This is a genomic window from Niabella terrae (assembly GCF_054783135.1).
Genome location: NZ_BAAGRD010000008.1, coordinates 690997 through 712969 on the forward strand (window position 1 = coordinate 690997; position 21973 = coordinate 712969).

At 48.6% G+C, this 21973-nt stretch carries 20 protein-coding genes; 5 read left to right on the forward strand and 15 right to left on the reverse strand.

The genetic code is table 11. The features are described 5' to 3' along the window. Nucleotides 1–84: 84 nt before the first annotated feature. Entirely contained in the window at nt 85–2196 is a 2112-nt protein-coding gene (gene metG / locus ACYVI9_RS11140) for a methionine--tRNA ligase (protein WP_460764563.1), read from the reverse strand. 488 nt (nt 2197–2684) lie between these two features. Between metG and ACYVI9_RS11145 the strand changes: the two genes are divergently transcribed. Then, nucleotides 2685–3686: a S66 peptidase family protein gene (locus ACYVI9_RS11145; protein ID WP_460764565.1), complete on the forward strand. Its 1002-nt coding sequence runs from the start codon at nt 2685–2687 to the stop codon at nt 3684–3686. A gap of 58 nt (nt 3687–3744) precedes the next feature. Here the strand turns inward: ACYVI9_RS11145 and ACYVI9_RS11150 are convergent, their stop codons facing one another. After that, nucleotides 3745–4260, reverse strand: a complete 516-nt coding sequence (locus ACYVI9_RS11150) for a DUF1905 domain-containing protein (protein WP_460764567.1) — start codon at nt 4258–4260, stop codon at nt 3745–3747. A gap of 423 nt (nt 4261–4683) precedes the next feature. Here ACYVI9_RS11150 and ACYVI9_RS11155 point away from each other — a divergent pair, with 423 nt between their 5' ends. Beyond that, entirely contained in the window at nt 4684–6279 is a 1596-nt protein-coding gene (locus tag ACYVI9_RS11155) for an NAD(P)/FAD-dependent oxidoreductase (RefSeq protein WP_460764569.1), read from the forward strand. 4 nt (nt 6280–6283) lie between these two features. On the opposite strand, the gene ACYVI9_RS11160 is transcribed toward ACYVI9_RS11155, so the two are convergent. Beyond that, nucleotides 6284–7708, reverse strand: a complete 1425-nt coding sequence (locus ACYVI9_RS11160) for a TolC family protein (protein ID WP_460764571.1) — start codon at nt 7706–7708, stop codon at nt 6284–6286. A 268-nt stretch (nt 7709–7976) separates the two neighbouring features. Here ACYVI9_RS11160 and ACYVI9_RS11165 point away from each other — a divergent pair, with 268 nt between their 5' ends. Next, nucleotides 7977–8468: a hypothetical protein gene (locus ACYVI9_RS11165; protein WP_460764573.1), complete on the forward strand. Its 492-nt coding sequence runs from the start codon at nt 7977–7979 to the stop codon at nt 8466–8468. 19 nt (nt 8469–8487) lie between these two features. Here ACYVI9_RS11165 and ACYVI9_RS11170 read toward each other — a convergent pair whose 3' ends face one another. From ACYVI9_RS11170 to ACYVI9_RS11200, 7 genes are all read right to left on the reverse strand, one after another. Continuing rightward, entirely contained in the window at nt 8488–9138 is a 651-nt protein-coding gene (locus tag ACYVI9_RS11170; protein WP_460764575.1) for a DUF6089 family protein, read from the reverse strand. Between the two features lie 114 nt (nt 9139–9252). Beyond that, nucleotides 9253–10308: a type IX secretion system ring subunit PorN/GldN gene (gene porN / locus ACYVI9_RS11175; protein WP_460764577.1), complete on the reverse strand. Its 1056-nt coding sequence runs from the start codon at nt 10306–10308 to the stop codon at nt 9253–9255. A gap of 67 nt (nt 10309–10375) precedes the next feature. Further along, the gene (gene porM, locus ACYVI9_RS11180; RefSeq protein WP_460764579.1) at nt 10376–11887 is read right to left on the reverse strand and encodes a type IX secretion system motor protein PorM/GldM; all 1512 of its coding nucleotides are present in this window, start codon (nt 11885–11887) and stop codon (nt 10376–10378) included. 119 nt (nt 11888–12006) lie between these two features. Continuing rightward, nucleotides 12007–12633: a GldL-related protein gene (locus tag ACYVI9_RS11185; protein WP_460764581.1), complete on the reverse strand. Its 627-nt coding sequence runs from the start codon at nt 12631–12633 to the stop codon at nt 12007–12009. Between the two features lie 25 nt (nt 12634–12658). After that, entirely contained in the window at nt 12659–13891 is a 1233-nt protein-coding gene (gene porK, locus ACYVI9_RS11190) for a T9SS ring complex lipoprotein PorK/GldK (RefSeq protein ID WP_460764583.1), read from the reverse strand. Between the two features lie 453 nt (nt 13892–14344). After that, nucleotides 14345–15514: a trans-sulfuration enzyme family protein gene (locus ACYVI9_RS11195; protein WP_460764586.1), complete on the reverse strand. Its 1170-nt coding sequence runs from the start codon at nt 15512–15514 to the stop codon at nt 14345–14347. Continuing rightward, on the reverse strand, nt 15511–16854 hold the full coding sequence (locus ACYVI9_RS11200; RefSeq protein ID WP_460764588.1) for an APC family permease: 1344 nt from the start codon (nt 16852–16854) through the stop codon (nt 15511–15513). Before ACYVI9_RS11200 ends, ACYVI9_RS11195 begins: the two co-directional genes overlap by 4 nt. Before the next feature lie 117 nt (nt 16855–16971). On the opposite strand from ACYVI9_RS11200, the gene ACYVI9_RS11205 reads away from it, so the two are divergent. Together ACYVI9_RS11205 and ACYVI9_RS11210 are read left to right on the forward strand one after the other, a co-directional pair. Then, nucleotides 16972–17538: a YeeE/YedE family protein gene (locus tag ACYVI9_RS11205; protein WP_460764590.1), complete on the forward strand. Its 567-nt coding sequence runs from the start codon at nt 16972–16974 to the stop codon at nt 17536–17538. A gap of 4 nt (nt 17539–17542) precedes the next feature. Beyond that, a complete protein-coding gene (locus ACYVI9_RS11210) occupies nt 17543–18046 on the forward strand; it encodes a DUF6691 family protein (protein ID WP_460764592.1) in 504 nt (167 codons plus the stop codon). 46 nt (nt 18047–18092) lie between these two features. On the opposite strand, the gene ACYVI9_RS11215 is transcribed toward ACYVI9_RS11210, so the two are convergent. The 5 genes from ACYVI9_RS11215 to ACYVI9_RS11235 form a co-directional block, all read right to left on the reverse strand. Then, a complete protein-coding gene (locus ACYVI9_RS11215; protein WP_460764594.1) occupies nt 18093–18707 on the reverse strand; it encodes a pirin family protein in 615 nt (204 codons plus the stop codon). Nucleotides 18708–18720: 13 nt separating this feature from the next. Continuing rightward, nucleotides 18721–19266, reverse strand: a complete 546-nt coding sequence (locus tag ACYVI9_RS11220; protein WP_460764596.1) for a hypothetical protein — start codon at nt 19264–19266, stop codon at nt 18721–18723. A 19-nt stretch (nt 19267–19285) separates the two neighbouring features. Next, on the reverse strand, nt 19286–19990 hold the full coding sequence (locus ACYVI9_RS11225) for a dioxygenase family protein (protein ID WP_460764598.1): 705 nt from the start codon (nt 19988–19990) through the stop codon (nt 19286–19288). Between the two features lie 126 nt (nt 19991–20116). Continuing rightward, entirely contained in the window at nt 20117–20809 is a 693-nt protein-coding gene (locus ACYVI9_RS11230; protein ID WP_460764600.1) for a LytR/AlgR family response regulator transcription factor, read from the reverse strand. Beyond that, nucleotides 20800–21963 carry a sensor histidine kinase gene (locus ACYVI9_RS11235; RefSeq protein ID WP_460764602.1) on the reverse strand — a complete coding sequence of 388 codons (1164 nt, stop codon included), beginning with the start codon at nt 21961–21963 and terminating at the stop codon, nt 20800–20802. Before ACYVI9_RS11235 ends, ACYVI9_RS11230 begins: the two co-directional genes overlap by 10 nt. Nucleotides 21964–21973 lie beyond the last annotated feature (10 nt).

The following is a 21973-nucleotide window of genomic DNA, read 5'->3' on the forward strand; positions in this document are numbered from 1 at the left end:
ATCATAAGATACGGAAAATATCTAATTAAATATACAAAAATGGCCCGATAGCATATCGGACCATTTCCTGGGTTCTCCCATATATCAATTGATGCTGCTGCCGTTACTTGTCGTTTCGCCGGCATTGACAAATCGAAGCTGACCATCACTGTCTTCTGCCATCAGGATCATGCCATTGCTCTCGATACCACGCATTTTACGGGGTGCCAGATTGGCGACTACGACAACTTTTTTTCCGGTGAGGTCGGCGGGGTCATAATGCTGGGCCAGTCCTGAAACGATCGTGCGTTTTTCAAAGCCCAGATCTACTTCCAGCTGCAGCAGTTTGTCGGCCTTGGGCACTTTAACAGCACTGAGAATGGTACCGCTACGCAGGTCGATTTTAGCAAAATCATCAAACTGGATCACTTCTTTGACGGGTGGTGCACCGGCAGGCGCTGCAATTGCTGCTGTCGGTACTGCGGCAGGGGCGGAGGTCAGGCTGCCAGCTTTCAACTTTTCGATTTGCGCCTGAATCTCTACATCCTCAATTTTTCTGAACAGTATTTCGGGGGCCCGCAAACTATAGCCCGTCCGCAACAGGTCGATGCTGCCGGCGTTTTCCCAATCCAGCATTTTCTCCACAACTTTCATCATGTGCAGCATTTTGCAGGCAGTGGAAGGCAGAAAGGGGTTGATCAGAATCGCCAAATTGGCGGTTAATTGCAGGCAGAGGTGTAGACAATTGTCAATACTATGTTGTCCGTTTGGTATGTCAGCCAGTTTTTTTGCAACGATCCAGGGCTCTTTTTCCTGCATGTACTTATTGCCTTTGCGGCTCAGGTCGATTACTTCAAAAAGTGCATCCCGGAATCTGTAATGCTCCAGGGCGGACTGTACCCGGGCTTTCGAAGCTTCAATATCAGCAATAATTCCCTGGTCCAGCTGATCCAGCTGATCGGTATGCAATGGCGGAACTTTTCCATTGCAGAGTTTATGCATCAGTACAAAAGTCCGGTTGACGAAATTTCCGAAAATGGAAGCCAGCTCATTGTTATTGCGGTCCTGAAAGTCTTTCCAGGTAAAATCATTGTCCTTGTTTTCAGGCGCATTAGCGCATAAAACATAGCGCAATACGTCTTCACAGCCAGGGAAGTCCTGGATATATTCATGCACCCAAACCGCCCAGTTGCGGCTGGTAGATACTTTCTCGCCTTCTATGTTCAGAAATTCGTTAGCAGGTACATTTTCGGGCAGTACATAATTACCATGTGCTTTCAGCATGGCCGGAAATATAATACAGTGAAAAACAATATTATCCTTGCCAATAAAATGTACCAGCTTGGTGTCCGGCTTTTCACCTGCTGCTGCATCGTAGCACCAGTAATCTGCCCATTGTTCCGTCAGTTCCTTGGTGGCAGAAATATATCCGATTGGTGCATCAAACCAGACATAAAGTACTTTGCCCTCAGCATCCGGCAGCGGTACTTTTATTCCCCAATTGCTGTCCCGCGTCATCGCGCGGGCCTGCAGGCCATTGTCCAGCCAGCTTTTACACTGACCATAGACGTTGTTTTTCCATTCAGTATGATCTTCCAGGATCCATTTTTTCAGAAACGGTTCATAATCCTGCAGTGGAAAATACCAGTGCTTCGTATTCTTTTTGACCGGAATGGCATCACTCAGTGTGCTGCGCGGTTGAATCAGCTGTTCGGGAGACAGCGAACTTCCGCAACGTTCACACTGATCTCCGTAAGCGCTTTCGTTACCACATACCGGACAGGTGCCGGTAATATACCGGTCCGCCAGGAACATCTGGGCTTTTTCATCATAATATTGTTCTGCAACCCGCTCCTCAAAAAGTCCTTTATCGTAAAGGTTGGTAAAGAAAGCTGCTGCGGTCTGGTGATGGACAGCGCTGGATGTTCTCGAATAGATATCAAATGAAATACCCATTTGCTCCATGCTGGTCTTGATCTGATGATGGTATTTGTCTACGATCTGTTGCGGCGTTACACCTTCTTTCATGGCACGAATGGTGATGGGCACACCATGTTCATCACTGCCTCCGACGAATTTTACATCCCTTTTTTGCGCACGCTGATACCGGGCGTAGATATCCGCAGGAATATAGCAGCCTGCCAGATGTCCTATATGTATGGGGCCGTTTGCGTAAGGCAGGGCGGCCGTTATCAATACTCTTTTAAATTCGCTCATAATCTTTTAAGTAATAACTTTTGATTAGCCTGCAAAAGTAATTATTATTAGCCAAGCAGCCCTATCGGAAAGCATAGGTTTATCCGCTTACTGCTGTTCTGCCATCCGGGGCTTATACCTGGGAGGGCGGAAAATGCCTGTCCTGTAGATCGAAGGATGGTAAGCGGGATAGAAAATTATTCGGTGTAATTAAAAACAGGCCTGTTCACAAGCGACGCATTATTAAGTAAGATTTTTTATTTGACCATTAAATACAATAAAAAGTATAGAATATCCTATAGTAAATACTTGACAGACATTGCCACCCGGCACCGCATTACCTCTTCCAGGCGCCCGAATCCCGGGCCGGAATATATGCCCAACAAGTATTAAAATCATGTGTAGTATTGCGGTTTTCAATGCACTTCTCCAGGCACTGGGCGAACTTAGTCCCGTGGTCTTAGCCAATGCAGTTCACTATCTTCGTGGCTATGCAACGTAAAAGCTTTATGAAGTCGGTCGCGCTGGGGCTGACCGCAGTTTCGCTGGGAAATACGCAACTTCGGGCTGCCCGGCCGGCAATAGCCGGAAAAATTCCGCCCTACCTGCAACCGGGAGATATGATCGGGATTACTTCTCCGGCGGGTTATATTACCCGGGAGGAAATCATTCCGGCAGCCACCCTGATGCAGCAATGGGGGTTCAAGATTCGGGTAGGTTCAACCATAGGAAAAAGAGACCATACTTTTGGCGGCACGGATGCCGAAAGGCTCCAGGACCTGCAGGCCATGCTGGATGACCCCCAGCTCAAGGCGATCATGTGCGCGCGCGGCGGTTATGGTTCCGTGCGCATCGTTGATGGGATCAACTGGAGTCGGTTTCAGGCGCATCCCAAATGGGTGATCGGGTTCAGCGATATTACTGTTTTGCATTCCCATATACATCAAAACCTTGGTATTGCCACCCTGCATTCCAAAATGTGCAACAGTTTTCCGGATGTCTGGGCTACGGCGCCCGCCCTCCAGCAGGATACGATTGTTTCGATTCGCAAGGCGCTCAGCGGTGAACCGCTGGAATACAGCGCATCCCACAGCATGTACAACCGGCCAGGAAAAGCAAGCGGGTTGCTGGTAGGGGGCAACCTGAAAACCCTGGAAAGCCTGGCAGCTTCTGCATCTGATATTGATACCGATGGGAAAATACTGTTTGTAGAAGATACGGGGGAATACCTTTATAGTATCGACCGTATGTTCTGGAACCTGAAACGCAGCGGCAAACTCAACAAACTGGCAGGGCTGATTATCGGCGGCTTAAAATACAAGCAGGATGATCCCAGCGAATATTTTGGACACACACCCTACGAAATCATCACGGAACGGGTCCGGGAGTTCAACTATCCGGTATGTTTTGATTTTCCGGTCGGTCATCAGATCGATAATTTCCCGCTGAAATGCGGCGTGATGCATGAGCTAACCGTATCCGCCGGTGGTACGCGTCTGGTTGCCCTGTAAACACAGCCAGCGACCCCTTGGCGGCAGGTGCCGGACTACCGGACAGGACTGGAGGAGTTTAGGCGGAATTGTTTTTATGGAAACGGATCATTGTTCCATAATCCATTTTCCTGGCCAGACCCGTTATGGCCATTGCAATTCTTTTATCCCGGGTAGGAATGGTTTTGGCGCTGTCTATCCATTTACTGTAATAATGCTGATGGCTGCGTGACAGGGTATGGAAAAACGCATCCGCTTCGGGGTCGTCTTTCAGACAGGCCAGAAATTCCGGATGCAGCTGGTAAGCTGTCTGATCCGCTTCCATCCGGATCCGAACCGTGGCGCCGGCTTTTTTGCTGATTCCTTTACGCATGGACCCGTTAACTGCCATGATATAATTACCCTGACCCGCAGGTATCAACGAAGTGCCGGTGAATGCGAAATTATCGATACGACCCTTAACACGGAATGCCTTTTTATCCTGACTATGGAGTTGCACCGCCAGTTCTGCCGGTATTTCCAGATAAGTCCAGCCGGTTTTATCCCCGTTACTGCCATATTTTTTTAAAACGGTGGTAAAATCTATTGCTGTCATGGGTAAACGAATTAATGTGGTTGCTGCCTTTTGGAAGGGCGGAGCAATGCTGCCGGTATATCTTTCATCGACAGGGGCCAGCGCCAACCCTGATGTTCGGGGCGTCGGGGATGTGAAAGTGAACTACCCATTGGCTAAAGACCAATGTGCTTCGTGCTTCACAGCGATTTGCTTACTGCTCCGAGGAGTTAGAAGTCTTACTATCACTCCACACGTGTATGCGCAAGTCCCTTACGAGGTTTTTACATCTTATACTGATGTGACAAATATACTATATTAAACAAAAAAACAATTTTGTGCCTTAGATCCCAAAAGCAAAAGACTTTTGGGTTTTACGGCACGGTTTATAAAACATTGTCTTCAATGAAGTGCCGGAAAATTTCGGTTTCTTTGTAGCTCTTTTCGGGATAATTACCTGACCGTATGCAAAAAAACATTACCATAAAAGTAACACCGGAAACCGAGGCGGATGCCGCCCGGCTCCGGCGCACCATTGTCTCGTCCTGTGGTGTCGTTGATGCCCTTTTACAGGGTTATACTATTCTCCGCCGTTCAATTGATGCCCGTGGCCGGCAACCCTGGATCCAGTTGCAGCTGCTCGTTTATATTGAGGAGCCGGCGCTTCCGCGTCCGCGAAAAGTCTTTGACTTCAAACAGGTTCGGGCGGAGCAGCCCCCCGTCATTATAGTAGGCGCAGGACCCGCCGGATTGTTTGCAGCCCTGCAATTGCTGGAAATGGGCCTGCGTCCCCTCTTGCTGGAAAGGGGCAAGGACGTACGTGCCCGGCGCCGTGACCTGGCGGCGATGAATAAGGAGGGCCGGGTCAATGCGGAGAGTAATTATTGTTTCGGTGAGGGCGGCGCGGGCACTTACAGTGACGGAAAGCTCTATACCCGGAGTCATAAAAGAGGGGATGTGGAAAGAATCCTTGAACTGTTCGTTCATTTTGGCGCCGATGAGAAAATTCTTTATGAAGCCCATCCGCATATTGGTACCAACAAGTTGCCTGGGATCATCAGTGCCATGCGACAACAGATCATCGATTGTGGCGGTTCGGTGCTCTTCGAGCATAAAGTCATAGATTTTATCCTGGAAGATGACCGGATGAAAGGCGTTATTACGGTTGATGGAACGCGTTATGAAGGTCTGGGCGTTATTCTGGCAACCGGTCATTCCGCCCGGGATATTTTTCTACTACTGGCAGCGAGGGGTATCCGGATTGAAGCCAAGCCCTTTGCACTGGGTGTGCGGGCAGAACATCCCCAAAGCTGCATCGATACGGCTCAATATAAAATGCCCCAAAGAAATCCATTGCTGCCCCCTGCTTCCTACAGCCTGGTGCAGCAGGTGGAAGGCGTAGGTGTCTTTTCTTTTTGTATGTGTCCCGGAGGCATCATCGCACCAGCCGCAACTGCAGCAGGGGAAATTGTCGTCAATGGCTGGTCACCCAGCAAGCGCAATAATCCTTATGCCAATTCAGGAATCGTGGTTCAGGTGGATCAGGCCCGGGTCCTGCCCTGGTTACGGCAGCAAGGGCAGAATGCCGAATCCGATGCGTTGGTACTGCTGCGGTTCCAACAGGCGGTAGAACGGGCCGCATTTCTTGCCGGTGGGGGTAATTTGCAAGCACCGGCACAACGGATGGTTGATTTTTGTGATGGAAAAATTTCAGCCGATCTGCCCGGCTGTTCCTACCTGCCGGGTATCAGTCCCGCTGATCTGGGCGAAGTGCTACCACCCTTTATCTACCGGAGCCTGCAGGAAGGTTTCCGGGCCTTCGGGAAAAAAATGCGGGGTTACTTCACCAATGAAGCCGTCCTGGTGGCTACCGAGTCGCGGACTTCTTCCCCTGTAAGAATCCCCCGGGATCCGGACACACTCCAGCATCCCCAATACAAAGGATTGTATCCCTGTGCAGAAGGGGCGGGCTATGCGGGTGGCATCGTGAGTGCTGCCATGGACGGAGAAAGGGTGGCCCGCGCGATCGCCGGAAAATTGGGTAGAGAAGCGATCACCTGACCGATCAAAGTGACAGTCCCTGTCCCTTGTAAAATTCCAGCAACTTCATTTTGAAAACATAGTCGTACTGGGCAGATACCTGATTGATTTGCGCCCGGAACAGGTTATTTTGATTGATGATCAGGTCAATGGGTTGTAACAAACCTACATCGAAACGTTTCCTGGCATAATCGAAGGCTTTCTGTGCATTCCGGACCGCAATTTTTGCTGCATTAAATTTTTGGATGGCGGCTACCGCATTGGTATGTGCCTGATAAATATCCTGTTTCAGGGTTCGCGTATCCTGCTCTTTCAGGAGTTGCTGCGATTCCACATTCAGCAGGGCTTTTTTCCAGTTGGTCCGGGCAGCGCCGCCGTTGAAAATCGGAATGGTCAGAGCCAGGCCGACATTCTGACTGAAATTATTATTCAGCTGTCTCAGATAGGTGTTTTTATCAAAACCGGTAGGCGTATTGTAGGCGGTATATACGGTATAGTCCGTACCCGCTACATTCACCGAACCAATCGGCGTATTGATCATCTGGTAATTGCTGGGCAATTGTCGCTGCGCATTGGAATACCTGGAGTTCAAACCGCCAAAAAATGAAAGCGTCGGATACAGTGCGCCCCTGGCGGCTGCGGCATTTTTTTCACCTGCGAGCAGGTTCAGTTCATTTATTTTTTGCTGGGGCAGGTGCTCCAGGGCCGACTGATACACCAACTGAGGATCCAGTTCTGCCAGAGAAGCCACCGGAATGGCATCGACCGGAGGTGCCTGGATTTCAAAAGGCAGGTCGGCATCCAGATTGAGCAGTGCTTTCAGCTGAAGCAGCGAGAGTACATAATTGGTCCGGGCCGTGATCAGGTTGGAACTGTCGGTGGCCAGTTGGGTTTCTGATTCCGCCAGATTGAGCTCCGGTAGGGCTCCAGCCGCTACTTGTTTTCTGATATTATCCGTCTGGTCTTTGGTGAGTTGCAACTGCCCTTCATTGATGCGGATCTGTTCCTTGTTGAGTAGGGCGGCCAGATAGGCATTGGCCACATTAAGGGCCACATCATTTTTGGCTTTTTCCAATTGGGCCATGCTGGCCTGCGCCAGATATTTATTGGCAGCAATGGTATTTTTTTTGCTAAACCAGTTAAAAAGATCCAGGCCAACATCGATACTGTGGTTGGCGAAAAGGATCTCATTGGTAGTAAACATATTGGAAGTCGGGTCGATGGACCGACCGAACTGATACCCGCCACTGTGCTGACTGCTGATACGTGGGTACTGACTCAGGATGCTCTGATCACGGGTCAGCTTGTCAAAACGGCTCTGTACATCCGCTTGTTTTACCGAGATATTATGGGCCATGGCATATTCCACACATTGCTTCAGCGACCATTTTTCCTGAGAAAAGCCAGTGCAGCAATATAATACAGCCAACAATACTAGAATCGGTCGCATGGGAGTCATTGCAGGTTATTTGTGTGAACAAATATAGTGCATTCAAGGCAGGTCCCCACAATACCACTATGTATAGAGCCTATGGGTGGATGTCAGTATTAAGAGTTAAATTTTTTTCGATACCTTCAATCGGAAGCCAGCTCAGCGCTTTGTTTGGCTACCGTTCTGAGTTGACTTCGGTCATCAAATTTTCAAGAAGTCGATGCCAATGCTTTTCATGAAAACAACCATCAGCAGGCTGGTACGCCGGGATGCTCCCCGACAAATAATGTCAAGATGCTGGCTGATCTTAATTTGTACCACAGTGGGTAGTAGCCGGCTGACGGCCCAGCCATTGCCGAAGTTGGGGGTAGTCTGGACCGACAGCATTCAAACCAATAGAAAGCTCTTGCACCATTCAGGGAATTTTGTTGACATGGCGCAACGGGAATATGATTCCTGTAAGTTCATAATTGGGCTTCGTGAGGGTAGGATCATTTCGTTGTCGACCCGGGACAGCAGCTTCGCTATCGGCGGAAAGCGGTATATCGGACGACTCTTGTCGTCTTTCGCCCATAGGGCCAAATTGGTTACCATCACGGGATGGGGGGCATATCTGCCGCTGGAACAAGGCTGGTATGCGGGTTTTGCCCCGCTAAATCTAAGCAATCATGCTCCGGTTATTTTCCTTTTCCGCGATGATGACATCGAACATAGCAGTCTGGTCAAACCGGACGGGGGGGCTGAAAATGAAAAATGCGGACCGAAGCCCGCATCTTGAGTAATAAGCATAAACGATTTTACCAAAGCGGATTGAAAGGTGTGAGTTCATAAATCAATCCGATACCCGCGGTATAGTATTTATTCGGATTGTTACCGGTTTCTGTGGTCAATCCGTCCAGGTTTTTATTAAAGAAACGCACACTGCCCTCGGCAAATATTTTAAAGCGGTTGTTGACATTATATTTAACACCACCACCCACCGGCATCACGAAGCCGATTTTATCGTTGTTGTCTCTCTTTCCTTCTGTAGAATAATAGTTGAAAAGGCCATATCCACCCACACCCGCCATGACATAGGGGGTGACCCGATGTTTATAGAGATCCAGAAATTCATATTCCAGCTTGGCGCTCAGTTCGCCGATTTCTGTCTGGAAAGCACCTGGGTGGTTATCTGCCTGCTCTTCAACGCCGCGATTGTCAGCGCGCAATCGTCCCACCATACCCTCAGCCCTGACATAGAGCTGTTTGACTATGCGGCGGCGGTACATCAGCGATGCGTAGAGTGAACTTTGAAGATCCAGTGGCGCATCAACGCTGAAGTGACCGGTATAACTGGTGGCACCCCCGGCAATGCCGACGCTGTTTTTCTGAGCGACAAATTCCTGTGCCTGCAGCCCCAGACTCAGGAAACTGATTAAAGCTGCAGTAAAAAGGACTTTACATTTCATGTTATATTGTTTAATATTTTTAATATCATCCGATTCTGGAACAGGTGTGTCCATTCCTGCCGGATTTTTATTGATTGTTCTCCCCTGGTCTTTTCTGCGACCGGATGCGGTCGTTTACTTCGCCCAGCCCTGTGCGCTGAGGTTATTCAGCTGACTTTGAATAGTTGCAGCCTGTTGCGAACTAAGCGGCGTTTTATTAAAGCCATTCTGTGCATCCAGCGAAGATTTGAGAATCGTACTCTCAAAAAGCCGGTTTTCAAAAACTTCTTCCCAGGTCACATAGCCGCCAATATTCAATGGATTGGTGATGTTATTGCGAACCAGGGTTTTACGAAGATCGGGGTAATAGATCCAGAATACGGCATGTTCACTGTTATCCATGGTATAACCATCGGAAGTAGTGTAACTGGTTACCGGTGCGATACCCAGAATCCTAACATAGGTTTTACCGTCCCTTTTGTTAAAGAGCCATTCTTCCTTCAGTCGGAACCTGTAAATGGAATCGGGTGATACAGCCCTGCTGCGCACCTGGTAACCCGCAATATTACCTTCCATGTCGTACCGGGCAGAGGTATCAGTACCGCCCCCAAATCCTGCCAATGCTTCGTCAAAGCTGATTGGCGTAGTGAAACGGTCATCGATATTACTGAAAGCTTGTACGCCGTCTTCTTTGATGGCTTTGAGCATGATATTGATCAGGCGCTTATTGTCTTCGCCTTCGATCGCTTTATTGTAGAAATATTTGGCATTTTGCGGCCGGCGGGCATCAATAGTGCGCCATACCCGTACCCGATACAGGGCATCGGAAGAATACAGCGGCGTATAATCCAGTGGTTTGGCTGTACTGTCGGTATTGTTGTCTTCCAGAATATTGTCTCTTCTTAACGAGGGTTTGGTGGTCCCATACAGGCCGCCATCACCTTCATCCTCTACCACTTCTATCGGAAGCAGGTCTGCGGATAATGGCTGGTTTCCGTCCTGATAGTCGCCACTTTCACCACCCGTTGTTTTTTCAGGAACGGTATCTGTTTTTTTCTCGGTTGCCTTTTTGGTATTGTTGGCAGCAGGGGTGGAGGGGGTGTCGTAGGCACTGCGGGGCGCCCGTTGTGCCCAAAGGGAATCGGAAACAAAACAAAGGACGATCAGACTTAAAACAATGCTATACTTCATGATCTGTAATTTATGTTCATTTAGTAGCCTTGCCGGATGGTTGCGCCCGGTCAAGGCCTTCGAAAATTTAAAATAAATTGAATGCAATGGGTGGCAGACTTCTGGTACCGCCTGGCCCAGTGGCCCTGATTTCATCAATAGTGATCGTCGCACCCGGTCGGGCACGTTCGATCAGGCTGCGTACGGAATTGAAAGAATTTCCGGAAACAGCTTTATGCATAAATTCCGGATAACCTGCCCCGGTAAAAGTCATGGTATAACTGGAAACGGTGAACTTTACGCCCTCAAATACAAAGTTTTCCAGTTCTGCTCTTACACCCGCCTGGGCTTTAAAGGAATTGACCTGCATACGCCCACCCTTGCTGTTGCCAACCATGGCGATCGGCGTAGGAACCGATTTCACCCGAAAATCAAATCCTGTTGTGGTTTTGCCATCATTAACGGTGATCTTGGCCGTGCCCGGCGTAGTCACCTTGGCAATATAGCGACCCGCAGATCCGGAAATGGAACCCTGGCTGATCGATACCCGCATATTGCGTGCGTTGGTGCCGCTGCCGCCGCCGACCGATACCGGATTTTCCAGACCAATATAGAGCACTTTTACGGCATCCGCACTAACGGTAAGACCAGTGGGTGCGGCTACTGTATAATTAATGTCCTTCTCAAGGCTGGCCGTGGTTCCGTCAGGTTTTACAAATGATATATTGACTTTTCGGGTATAATTACCGGGGCTGCCTGCAATGCTTTTGTATTCAGCGAGTCCGTTGGCGTTCAGTGGAACAGGTGTGCCGTCAATGGTTACAGTCGGCCGGGCGTTCTTACTGAAAGCACCCACGCCTGCAGTGATGGTAAATTCGCTTCCAGGCAATAAATATTGTGCATTCGCCGTAGCCAGTGCCTGAAATTCATCATAAACCACGTTGACTTCGCCGATCTGGTTATGACAGTATTCTACTACCTGGGCTTCCGCATTCTTGATATCACTTTGAAACTTGGACAGCATTGTAATGGCAGCGATGGCCGGAGTTCTTCGGAAATAGGCAGCCTCCCAGGTATTATTGCTCTTGTTCTGCACCTGCGGCATCGTCAGGTCCAGCGGAAAGCTGTTTTTGAATTGTTCGTTAATTTTAGGATCAATACCCAGCATTGATTTCTGATAATCCTGTAATTTATGGTACAGTTCTTTACCCAGGGGTTCGTCTACCAGTAATTTGGTGGAAGCATTGGTATTTTTTTCGTTATAACTTCCGTCTTTCTTGGCGCCGGCGTCCTGTTTGATTTTGTTTTTGATTTCTTCAATAAAATGATTCATTTCCTCGGACAGGTCCCGGGCACGGTCGGCCTTGGGCTTCCAGATAGCGGCCAGGTCCCTGGTCTTTGGATCATTTATTTTTTCTTCAAAGGAGGCAAAGATGTTCTGGGTCTTCTTATCGATGGTGGCTCCGGCATTGGCAAAACTTTTATTCATGGTCTTAAAAGCATTCAATACCTCACTGGATATATTCAGTGCCAGCAATGCTGTCAGCACCAAATACATCAGGTTGATCATCTTTTGCCTGGGCTCTTTAGGTAAAGCCATGTTTTATTTGTCGTTTGAGATTTACGATTTGAGGTTTAATGCTCATTTTTTCAGAGAAATCGATCACAGTCAGGGCGTTCGCTAAAAGCTCGGCCTTTCACTGCTGTTGATTCCGGTGATCAGGCGCCCTTCACCTGCATGGCAGCGATCATACTGCTGTACAGTTGGTTCAATTTGGCCAGGTTTTTAGACATTTCGGCCATTTCCTTCTGTGTTGCCCGGGCATCTTCGGCACTGTCAACCAGTGCATGAGAAGTTTCCGCCAGTTTATTATAATAAGTGTTGACCCGGTGCATGGAGAGGGTAGCTTCCTTCACCTGCTTGGCATATTCTTCTGTCTCCACGATGCTGTTGGAAGCACTGCTGATCCGGTTGATATTGGCCTCCAGGGATTTAAAACCTTCACTCAGACGGCCCAGTGATTCTGGGGTGATATCGGCTGCCTGCAACATCTCATCTAGGGATGCCAGGGAACTGCCGCTCGCTGCCGGGCCTTTAGCCGATGTCTCAAGTACCGCTACAGTGGCTGCATCATCCAATACCTCAGGTTTGAAAGCATACATTAAAGCATATACTAAAAATACCAGGGCCTCTGTATACAAGCCCAACTTCAGCCAGGTATCCGGATTACCGATAGGGGCGGTATTGGTCAGTTTGAACAAGGCGCCCAAAAGCACGGGTACCGCACCCAGCGAGAAAAATACATTCAGGTAACGCTGTATCGTTGTATTTTTTTCTGCAGACATAATGTTATTTTGTGTATTTATTGATTTATTGAGGAAGATTGATAACTACTCTGAAACCCAGATAGGAGTGCGTGGCTTCCATATCATCAAATGAACGGTTGTCCGTCGTAACCAGTGAAGGCGCATCTTTCCAGCTACCTCCGCGGAGTACTTTGCGACGTTGAAACTTAGATTTTGAATCGGGTGTGCCAAACTGTATATCGGGGTTGAAGCGGTTCTGAAAATTCTCGCCTCCCTCGTAATAGGAGGTGATCATCCATTCCGATACATTGTCCGCCAAATTGTAGATGCCCGCGGCACCTTTTTCACTGCTGTTGACATAGACTGGAAAAATCTTACCCTGGGCTTCTGCCGGTGCCGTTTCACCATCCGCTGACCCGGCGTCTTTTTCTCTTTCCTTACGACTTTTCTTTGATTCATGTTCCGCTGCATTCAGACTGGCGGCGTAGGCCCATTCTGCTTCGGTTGGCAGACGGCATTTACCGCCTTCGGCCAACCGGTTCTTGATCTGATGTACGTAAATTTTCTGTTTCGTCATCCAGTCACAAAACGCATTGGCCTGGGTCCAGCTAACACCCACTACCGGGTAATTCTGGTATTTGATATTATTGAAATACCCCACGGCCATTTGTTCATTATTGGAGTATCCGAAATCCCGCATCCAGCAAAGGGTATCGGGATAAACGGGAACGACATAGCGGTAAATGAACTCGTTGGGATTACGGTTGCGGTTTTCTTTTTTGGCGGCTTCCTGATAATTGAATCCCTGCATCAGGTAGGTAAGTTTCTGGGGGTCAATCGCTCTTTTACCTGTCAGACTGCGGGAAGGGTCAATCAGGATCGGTTCCAGCCGGGCCATGATTTCAGGATCACTGTAATTGATTTTTTCTGCTTCTTTCCAATTAATGGCCGTATCTCCCGCTTCTACTGTAATATAAGGAGCCCCCAGCAGCTTGGCAGCAATAGAATCCCGGACCCAGTACACAAATTCCTTGTACTGTGCATTGGTGATCTCTGTCTGGGAAATATAAAACCCACTAATGAGTACGGGCTTGGTCTGCTCAATTTTTGTAACGGACGAACTATCCGTCTGGTCACCCATAATAAAGGTCCCGGTAGGAATTTCCACTACGGAAAGCGGGAGGGTGGAGGAATGTGAGGATCTTTTATTAACCAGTTTTTTTAAACGCAGCCCCTTCTGGGCAAAACTAATATTACAAGTCAGTAAGGCGGCAAATGCGATCAGCAAATATTTCATTCCTAGTTGTTTGTTTTAAAATGCCGGTTGAAGCGCAGCAGAATCACTACTTACTGGAATATAGAAGTTTATCCCTGCGTTTCATCCCCGATTGGTTGATAATTTGGTTGTCGGCTGTATGTCAGTCCGGGCAGTTATTCCCGACAAAAGAAAACAGTTTTCACGGGTAATTTTGCTCGAATTCCCGGTTTCCCCACCATTTATTTCCAAAAGAACCAAAATGCTGCAAAACATATACCAAAATACCCGGACCCGGGGGCAAATATATATTTAACCCGCTAAATCCGCAGAATTTTACCATTTTCCAAAAAAACAACTGATTGTTAGTGATTTTCAAAATGGATAAGCCCTCTAAAGATACCCTAAAGTCCTAGGATTCAAGAACCTGGCATGAAACCCTGTACCAGGCCCTTACATTGGTTTCCTCCCTGCGGGAGCAGGAAGAATGTCAGCTCATGTCCCCGAAACCTGATGGAGGGCTTGGCCGAGATCATCGATCAGGTAGTCGGGATCTTCCAGACCCAAATAGAGACGGATATGGCGATGGGCTTCCTGCGTCGGATCATAATCGGCCTCCCCGATAAAAGTGCAGCGTGGGATAACCAGGCTTTCATGGCCACCCCAGCTTACGGCGATCAAAAAATGCCGGAGGCTTTCACAGAACCGGATAATGTCCCGACGCGCCTGGGTTTGCAGGACAATAGTGACCAGGCCTGGGGCAGCTTTCATCTGGGACCTGGCCAGCGTATACTGTTCAAAATCAGGATGAAATGGGTGAATGATACGTTCTACCAGGGGATGACTGTCCAGAAAAGCCACCACTTTTTCGGTGGTTTGACGGATCCGCTCCAGCCGCATCGGCAGGGTGCGCAAACCGCGAAGCAATAGCCAGGCATTAAAAGGCTGCAGTCCGCTGCCGATGGTCATGAAATCCGCATCAAAAATTTTTTTAATCATGGCTTTGCTGCCGCAGAGCACACCACCGAGGGTATCACTATGGCCTCCGATAAATTTGGTGGCAGTCTGCATGGCTATATCGATGCCGGCGGTGATGACAGGCTGATAAAGCGGACCGCAGTAGGTATTGTCGATAAAGGTAATGATCCCACGGGCACGGGCCAGTGCCGCAATTTCCTGTAAAGGCTGCAGCTGATAGGTCCAGCTATTGGGCGATTCCAGGTAAAACAGGACGGTATTGGACTGGATGGCACCTTCCCAGTCGCTGATCGTCTTGCCATCAATATAACTGACTGTGACATTGAACCGGGGTAAGCTGCGGTCAAAAAGCTGTCGGGCCGAACTGTAGGGATCACTTACTGAAACGATATGATCTCCGGCCTTCAGATGGGCGATCACCCCGGCATAGATGGCTGCGGCGCCGCTGTTGAAAAGCAGGCAATCTTCTGCCTGATCCAGCGCCGCCAGCTTACGGGCCAGGATGGCCGTCGTAGGGTTATTGCTTCTGCTGTACAAGTAGGCCGATCGCTCATCCGTAAACGCCTGTCCGAAACTATCAATATCGTCAAACGCAAAATTACTGGCCTGAAAGATCGGCGGCGCGATGGCGTTGAAATAATTACTGCGGTCTTCGCCCAATTCATTGATAATGGAAGAAAGGTTCATGATGTTTTTCTTTTATCGCGACCATGATAAGCGGCAAAATAGATGCACATAAAAAATAACAGTACGCCGCTGCCAATTAGCGCGGCATACCCATTGTTGCGATAGTCCAGTGTGATACTGACAGCTACAAAAATATAAGTGATAATAAACAGAAGGGGTAGCAGCGGGTACCAGCGCATTTTATAGATACCGGTGCCATCCAGATGCGCTGTTTTTCTGCGGATGACAAAAATACTGGCTGCGGAGAGTGCCATGCCAAAACAATCCAGAAAAATCGTAAAGCTCAGAATCCGGTCAAAAGCTTCCGCCCAGAAAACTACCAGTACCGCAATCGCAGAGAAGATACTTAAAGAAGCCACCAGCACGCCTTTTTTGTTGGTACGGCCACAGAGAGCGGGCAATACGCCATCCCGGCTCATGGCATACATCACACGGGGATTGCTGAGCAGGGAACCATTGATATATCCTAGGACGCCGAGGAATAGCAGAACGGAAAGAATGATTTCTGCTTTAGGACCCAGCACCTGTGCGGCCATAATCGCGGCAATATTTTTACTTTCTTTCAGGTTTTCAAAACCAATTACTTTGACATAGGCATAGTTCACCAGCATATAGAGGGTGACGATCAGCAGGATACCGGCAAAAATACTTCGGGGCAGGGTACGGGAGGCGTTTTTGACTTCGTCGCCGAAATTAATCGTCTGTTGATAGCCACCAAAAGTGAAGCTTACCGCTACCAGTCCGATGCCAAAGGATTTGATATAGTCCCGAATACCGGGGGTGGCTGATGCTGTACTGGAGATTTCCTGCAAAGGCGGCGTTTCGGCAAAAAATACCGGTAAGATCAACAGGATGACCAGGCCGATTTTTACCAGCATCAATAGATTCTGCGTCCGGGAGCTCATTTTAAGACCTAGCATATTTACTCCGTAAAAAATAATAACAGATACAATTGCCACCATGACTTCAGGTGTGGTGGTATCTGTGGCCTGTGGAAAAACAACGCCGGTAATATATTCACTGCCCACCAGGGCTACAGCTGCCAGGGAAGCCGCATTACTTACCAGTATGATACAATTGATAGCAAAAGCAATCGAAGGATGGTAGGCGTAGGCGAAGACCCGATAATAGCCGCCTGTGGACGGCATGCGTGCGCCGATCTCCGCATAGGTCAGGGCGCCGCAAAGCGCTACCAATCCGCCCGCCAGCCAACAAAGAAAATATGTGAGTATATCGGGTGCGGCCTGGGCCACATTGACGGGGGTCCGGAAGATACCCATCCCGATGACAAAACTCACCATGATCATGGTAAGATCGAAAATACCCAGTTGCTTTTTCATGAAAAGGAAAGGTAAAGAATAATTCGCAGCGCGGCGTCGCTTACAAGGATACTGACACCGGAATTTTTGCCAGCTGCCCGGTCTTCTGTAATTTAGAATATTCAAAAACAAAACAACATGATGACTTTTATAAAGCAGCCCTGGCCCTGGTATCTGGCCGGACCACTGATTGGTCTGATCGTACCCCTGCTGTTGTTGCTGGGCAATAAGAAGTTCGGTGTTTCTTCAAGTCTGCGTCATATTTGTGCGGCTTGTATACCAGCCGGCATATCCTTTTTTAAATACGACTGGAAGCGGGAGTCCTGGAACCTGTTTTTCGTAGCAGGAATGGCGCTCGGCGGCTTTATTGCCATCCGGTTCCTAGCTGATCCGGCGGGACTGCAAATATCACCTGCGCTGACCGCCCAATTGCAGGTTGCTGGGATCCGGCCGGAAGGCTCCTTATTGCCACCCGAAATTTTTAGCTGGCAGGGACTGATGACGGGCAGGGGATTGCTCTTGATGGTTGGTGGTGGTTTTTTAGTGGGCTTTGGTACCCGCTGGGCCGGTGGTTGTACCAGTGGTCATGCGATCATGGGATTGAGTAACCTGCAATGGCCGTCCCTGGTAGCGACGTTATGTTTTATGATCGGCGGTTTTATAATGACCTGGCTGATTCTTCCCTACATTCTACAATATGTCTGATAATATGGAACCTCAATTCATACAAAACAGCACCACAGCTTCCCAAAGGACTGAGCCCAATGGAGATCCTGCCATCGAAACAAAGCCAGGCAGACGGCAGGCTGGTTGGGTGTACTTACTGGCCGGCATTTTTCTGGGCATTCTCTTTGTCAAAGCGGAAATTATTTCCTGGTTCCGGATCCAGGAAATGTTCCGGCTGCAAAGTTTTCATATGTATGGAGTGATCGGTTCTGCGGTTCTTGTGGGTACGATATCGGTTTGGCTGATCAAAAAATGGAACCTGAAAACTTTAAGAGGCGAAACGATCGATATCGCACCGAAAAGATTTCAGAAGGGCCAGGTATATGGTGGCCTGCTCTTCGGGCTGGGCTGGGCCATGACCGGCGCCTGCCCCGGACCTCTGTACAGCCAGATCGGCGCCGGCTTTTCCGTCGTGGTCATTGTTTTGCTGAGTGCAATTGCCGGTACCTGGGTCTATGGATCCTTACGGCATAAACTACCGCATTAGCCCACCACCGATTTTTAATTAGCCTGTGGGGTAAGGGGTGATGCGGTTAATATTGTAATTCTAATTGTTCCAATAAAAACAGAATCGAGGACCCTCCCAGGGACTCCAGCTCCAGTTGATCTGTATCCCAGATGGCCAGGCTGTCCCGGTCGTGCAGCAAACGGCCTTCGATTTCGAAGGATCCCTGTATGACAAAGCAAAAACATCGATTATTTTGACTGCATAATTTGTATGTGGCTTCCCGGCGCATTTCAAATTTTCCGATCGAGACCCGCAAATCCTGAGAATGGAAAAGATCCGTCATTTCATTTTGGGTCAACCCCAGATTGAAAGCATATCGCGAGAAGCCCTCGCCCTGTTGGTAGGACGCCTGTATTTCGATGACCAGGTAGTTGACCAGACAGGATTCATAGGGGTTGGTAATAGTAATCGGGCGCGCTCCATTAAAAATCAGAATTTCACCGCAGGGTATTTCAATTTCCTCAGCCCCGATCTGTACTTGTAAGGTGCCAACGACCGGCAGCAGGATACTGACCGGGGAAAGAGAATGATCCTGGGAGCATAGAGGTGCCAGGGTAAAGTCGGTCAGTTGCCTGAGCAGCGGCATGGCGGGTCGCTGGGGTGTAATAGCCTGAATGCATCTGGTCGTTTCTGTTTCCATTTTCCGATAATGGTCAGCTAAGTATATCGTTGCAGCGCAGGGAGGTTTCATGAATGGGATATTGGATGGAGTGAATACTTAGAAATGGCTGTAATGCCACCAGGTCAGTTTCCAGTGGATTGTTATCCTGCATCTGTTTTTCGGATCCCGTGGAAATCAGCAAATATGCTCCGATGGTATCCAGCCATAACAAGGGTTCACTATAAAAATAAATGGAAATCCGATGGCGCTGACGGTCCCGGATATCACTGTCTATGATCTCGAAACGAAACAGATGAAAAGGCAGACAAGTTTTTCCCAAAGCGTTTTTAATATCAGGAATCCGCCCATGCAGTTGCCTGATATAGCCTGTTGCTGCAGAACTCACCAGAAAATGTAGTTTTTCTACCGCCGGCACTTGCTGTAACAGATCGGAAAAGCTGGTGTATTGCTTCTCGCTATTATAATACTGGAATTGCATCAGCAGTTCTTTGTAAGTAGCTTCAAAAACCGCTTTATCCCAGTACCCGCTGCTTTCGCTATCGATAATCTTTCGATAACTCAGTTGTATTTTTTTCAAGGCCATTGATTTGAAAAAATTATCCGCCGTTGACATTGATCGTATGGGTAAGCAGGTATCCTTCTGTCGTGTTCCCGGTAAGGGTAGCCAATTCCCGTGTCAGCGAATCTGCAAAAACATTGTCACGGTCATTGGAAGTATCCTGTGTTCCTCTTGATTTATAGGGAGAAACTGTTGTATAGACGGCGTTGCAGATATCCGTGGGAAAAGCGATTTGGGTGACAAGCAGCGATTGTCCGCTCTTGTTGTAGATATGTACATGGATATGCGGGGCCCTGCCGGAATACCAACCCGGAAAGATGCTGGTAAAGCTCACCAGGCCGTTCTGGTCTGTCGTTTGGCGACCGCGCAACCAATGTGCATTGGTATAGTTGGTAGATTGCATACCCGTTCCGCCGTATTCGGAATAGTTGCCTGCGGTATCACAATGCCAGATATCTACGATCGCGTCTGCCAGTGGGGCGCAATCCTGGTTGCGGTTGGACACGGTAATGTTAACCGTTAAAAGGAGACCGCTGCGGTCACCTCTTATATCAGGCTGCGCCAGCGTCGATGGACTGTGGGTGGGAAACGGTCCTTCCGTTTCAGCTGGTGTAGCGGCACAGGGGCCATCTTCAGTGGCATTATCGATGGCATCGCTTTTTTTGCAGGCTTGGGAAAGCGGCGCGACAAAAGCGACACCGAGTGCGGTTAATCCCGTCGTGAGAAATTTTTTTCTTTCCATATACTTTTTTTATTTCCGTACAAGAATAGAAAAGATGCCCGGGGAGCGGAAATCCAATAGGTAACAGGCCCGAATGTGTCGGTAAATCCCTTAAGAACTTGTTAAGAGCAGGGCCGCGGGAATGGATCAGGTTTTACCCAGTCTTTGATTGAGATCGGACATATACCGCTCACTGACCGGCAATGCTACCGCATTGGAAAGGGTTATCTTTCGGCCTGTAATCATGGTAATAGCCGTGAAAGCCACAATATAACTTCGATGGATACGCATAAAACGGTCCTCAGGAAGCTGCTCCTGTATTTTTTTCAATGACAATAATGTCAGTACAGGTTTGCCTTGTTTCAGATGAATTTTAATATAGTCATCCAGACTCTCGATGTACAGAATCTCAGAGATGGCGATTTTTAACATCCGGTATTCGGAATGGACCAGAATAAATTCATCTGCGGCAGGACCGGCTCGGCGGCCTTGCCGGAGCGCTTTATTGACTGCTTTTTCAAATCGTTCGGCAGAAAATGGTTTCAGCAGGTAGTCGATGGCTTCCAGTTCAAATCCTTCCAGCGCGAATTCTTTATAAGCTGTTGTAAATATGACCATGGGTGGGTGGGCCAATTGCCGGATCACACTGGTACCATTGATATCCGGCATGTCAATATCGATAAAAAGCAGATCGGGATCAGCGGCACGCAGGTAACGCAGTCCTTCCATTGCATTGTCAAAAACAGCATCCAGTCGGATATCCGAAATAGACGCAGCAAAATTACGGATGATTTCCAACGCCAGGGGCTCGTCGTCTATGGCTACGGCACTTAATTCCATGATCCAGCTATGTTTATTTGAAGGTCAACGACAAAATAATCGCCTTCGGCGCCTGTTTTCAGGGTATAGGCGCCTGGGTATAGGAGTTCCAGACGCTGCTGTACATTGCTGAGACCAGTGCCGTCCCGCTGTTCGCCCATAAGGTTCCGTAGAAGAAGATTGCGGGTATGCAGGGTGATGACTTTTTGATCGGCATAAATCGAAATATCGATCCTGGAAGGCTGGTTTTTACTGATGCCGTGCTTAAAGGCATTTTCAATAAAGGGCATCAGGACCAGCGGTGCCAGCCTTGTTCCGACATACACACCTTTCAGGCTATATTGCAAACCAGTCATTTTACCCATCCTGAGCTTTTGCAGTTCTATATAATCATTAATGGCAGCTATTTCTTTTTCCAGGGGTACAAAATCCTGGCTGGCTTCATCGGTAATGTATCGCATGATATTGGAGAGCCGCAGCAGCGCGGCAGGGGTCTTGTCGCTCTTTGTAAGGGCCAGGGCATATATATTGTTGAGGGTATTGAAAAGAAAATGCGGACTTACCTGGGCTTTCAGAAAGGCCATTTCCGCACGAATTTTCTGAACCTCTGCCTTGGATTTGTTGTTTTCCGCAATCCGCCACTGACGGGACAGCACCAGCAGGGAACTGCCCGCCAGGGTCATGAAAAATAAAATCAGACTAATAATATCCAGAGGTATGGAACTGGCAGTTGGTCGGCCAGGGGGCGGAATTCCTGGCTGGTAATTTCTGTGTACTGGTGGTCCCCCTGCGGGACCCCTGGGGGCGGTAGTTTCTCCGGGCGGTAGTTGGGGAGGCGTCCGGTACTCGTGAGCTGCTCTCCCGGATAAAGCCGGACGAAGAGGTTGCATGACCCGATCGAATGGACTAAGCCAGAGGCAGGTCAGTAACAGCAAAATCGCTATCAGGATATAACTTAAATATTTTTTTTTGAGAAAAAAGATGGGAATCAGCAGTTTGGTGTTAAGATAAAATAGGGCAATATAAAAAAAGATAAAACCTAAAAACGGCGCACTGAATATAATCCGGCTATAGGAAATGCCGGAGGCGTCACCATTTTGGAGAAAGGAAGCCATCAGAAAACTGAACAGCAGCCAACCGCCCCCATGCATGGATATTCGTCGTATTTTATTCATGTCAGCAACA

What these genes read in the sequence shown, in the direction of transcription:
- metG (WP_460764563.1), bottom strand. Translation starts at nt 2,196, where the DNA reads ATGAGCGAATTTAAAAGAGTATTGATAACGGCCGCCCTGCCTTACGCA.
- ACYVI9_RS11145 (WP_460764565.1), top strand. Translation starts at nt 2,685, where the DNA reads ATGAAGTCGGTCGCGCTGGGGCTGACCGCAGTTTCGCTGGGAAATACG.
- ACYVI9_RS11150 (WP_460764567.1), bottom strand. Translation starts at nt 4,260, where the DNA reads ATGACAGCAATAGATTTTACCACCGTTTTAAAAAAATATGGCAGTAAC.
- ACYVI9_RS11155 (WP_460764569.1), top strand. Translation starts at nt 4,684, where the DNA reads ATGCAAAAAAACATTACCATAAAAGTAACACCGGAAACCGAGGCGGAT.
- ACYVI9_RS11160 (WP_460764571.1), bottom strand. Translation starts at nt 7,708, where the DNA reads ATGCGACCGATTCTAGTATTGTTGGCTGTATTATATTGCTGCACTGGC.
- ACYVI9_RS11165 (WP_460764573.1), top strand. Translation starts at nt 7,977, where the DNA reads ATGTCAAGATGCTGGCTGATCTTAATTTGTACCACAGTGGGTAGTAGC.
- ACYVI9_RS11170 (WP_460764575.1), bottom strand. Translation starts at nt 9,138, where the DNA reads ATGAAATGTAAAGTCCTTTTTACTGCAGCTTTAATCAGTTTCCTGAGT.
- porN (WP_460764577.1), bottom strand. Translation starts at nt 10,308, where the DNA reads ATGAAGTATAGCATTGTTTTAAGTCTGATCGTCCTTTGTTTTGTTTCC.
- porM (WP_460764579.1), bottom strand. Translation starts at nt 11,887, where the DNA reads ATGGCTTTACCTAAAGAGCCCAGGCAAAAGATGATCAACCTGATGTAT.
- ACYVI9_RS11185 (WP_460764581.1), bottom strand. Translation starts at nt 12,633, where the DNA reads ATGTCTGCAGAAAAAAATACAACGATACAGCGTTACCTGAATGTATTT.
- porK (WP_460764583.1), bottom strand. Translation starts at nt 13,891, where the DNA reads ATGAAATATTTGCTGATCGCATTTGCCGCCTTACTGACTTGTAATATT.
- ACYVI9_RS11195 (WP_460764586.1), bottom strand. Translation starts at nt 15,514, where the DNA reads ATGAACCTTTCTTCCATTATCAATGAATTGGGCGAAGACCGCAGTAAT.
- ACYVI9_RS11200 (WP_460764588.1), bottom strand. Translation starts at nt 16,854, where the DNA reads ATGAAAAAGCAACTGGGTATTTTCGATCTTACCATGATCATGGTGAGT.
- ACYVI9_RS11205 (WP_460764590.1), top strand. Translation starts at nt 16,972, where the DNA reads ATGATGACTTTTATAAAGCAGCCCTGGCCCTGGTATCTGGCCGGACCA.
- ACYVI9_RS11210 (WP_460764592.1), top strand. Translation starts at nt 17,543, where the DNA reads ATGGAACCTCAATTCATACAAAACAGCACCACAGCTTCCCAAAGGACT.
- ACYVI9_RS11215 (WP_460764594.1), bottom strand. Translation starts at nt 18,707, where the DNA reads ATGGAAACAGAAACGACCAGATGCATTCAGGCTATTACACCCCAGCGA.
- ACYVI9_RS11225 (WP_460764598.1), bottom strand. Translation starts at nt 19,990, where the DNA reads ATGGAAAGAAAAAAATTTCTCACGACGGGATTAACCGCACTCGGTGTC.
- ACYVI9_RS11230 (WP_460764600.1), bottom strand. Translation starts at nt 20,809, where the DNA reads ATGGAATTAAGTGCCGTAGCCATAGACGACGAGCCCCTGGCGTTGGAA.
- ACYVI9_RS11235 (WP_460764602.1), bottom strand. Translation starts at nt 21,963, where the DNA reads ATGAATAAAATACGACGAATATCCATGCATGGGGGCGGTTGGCTGCTG.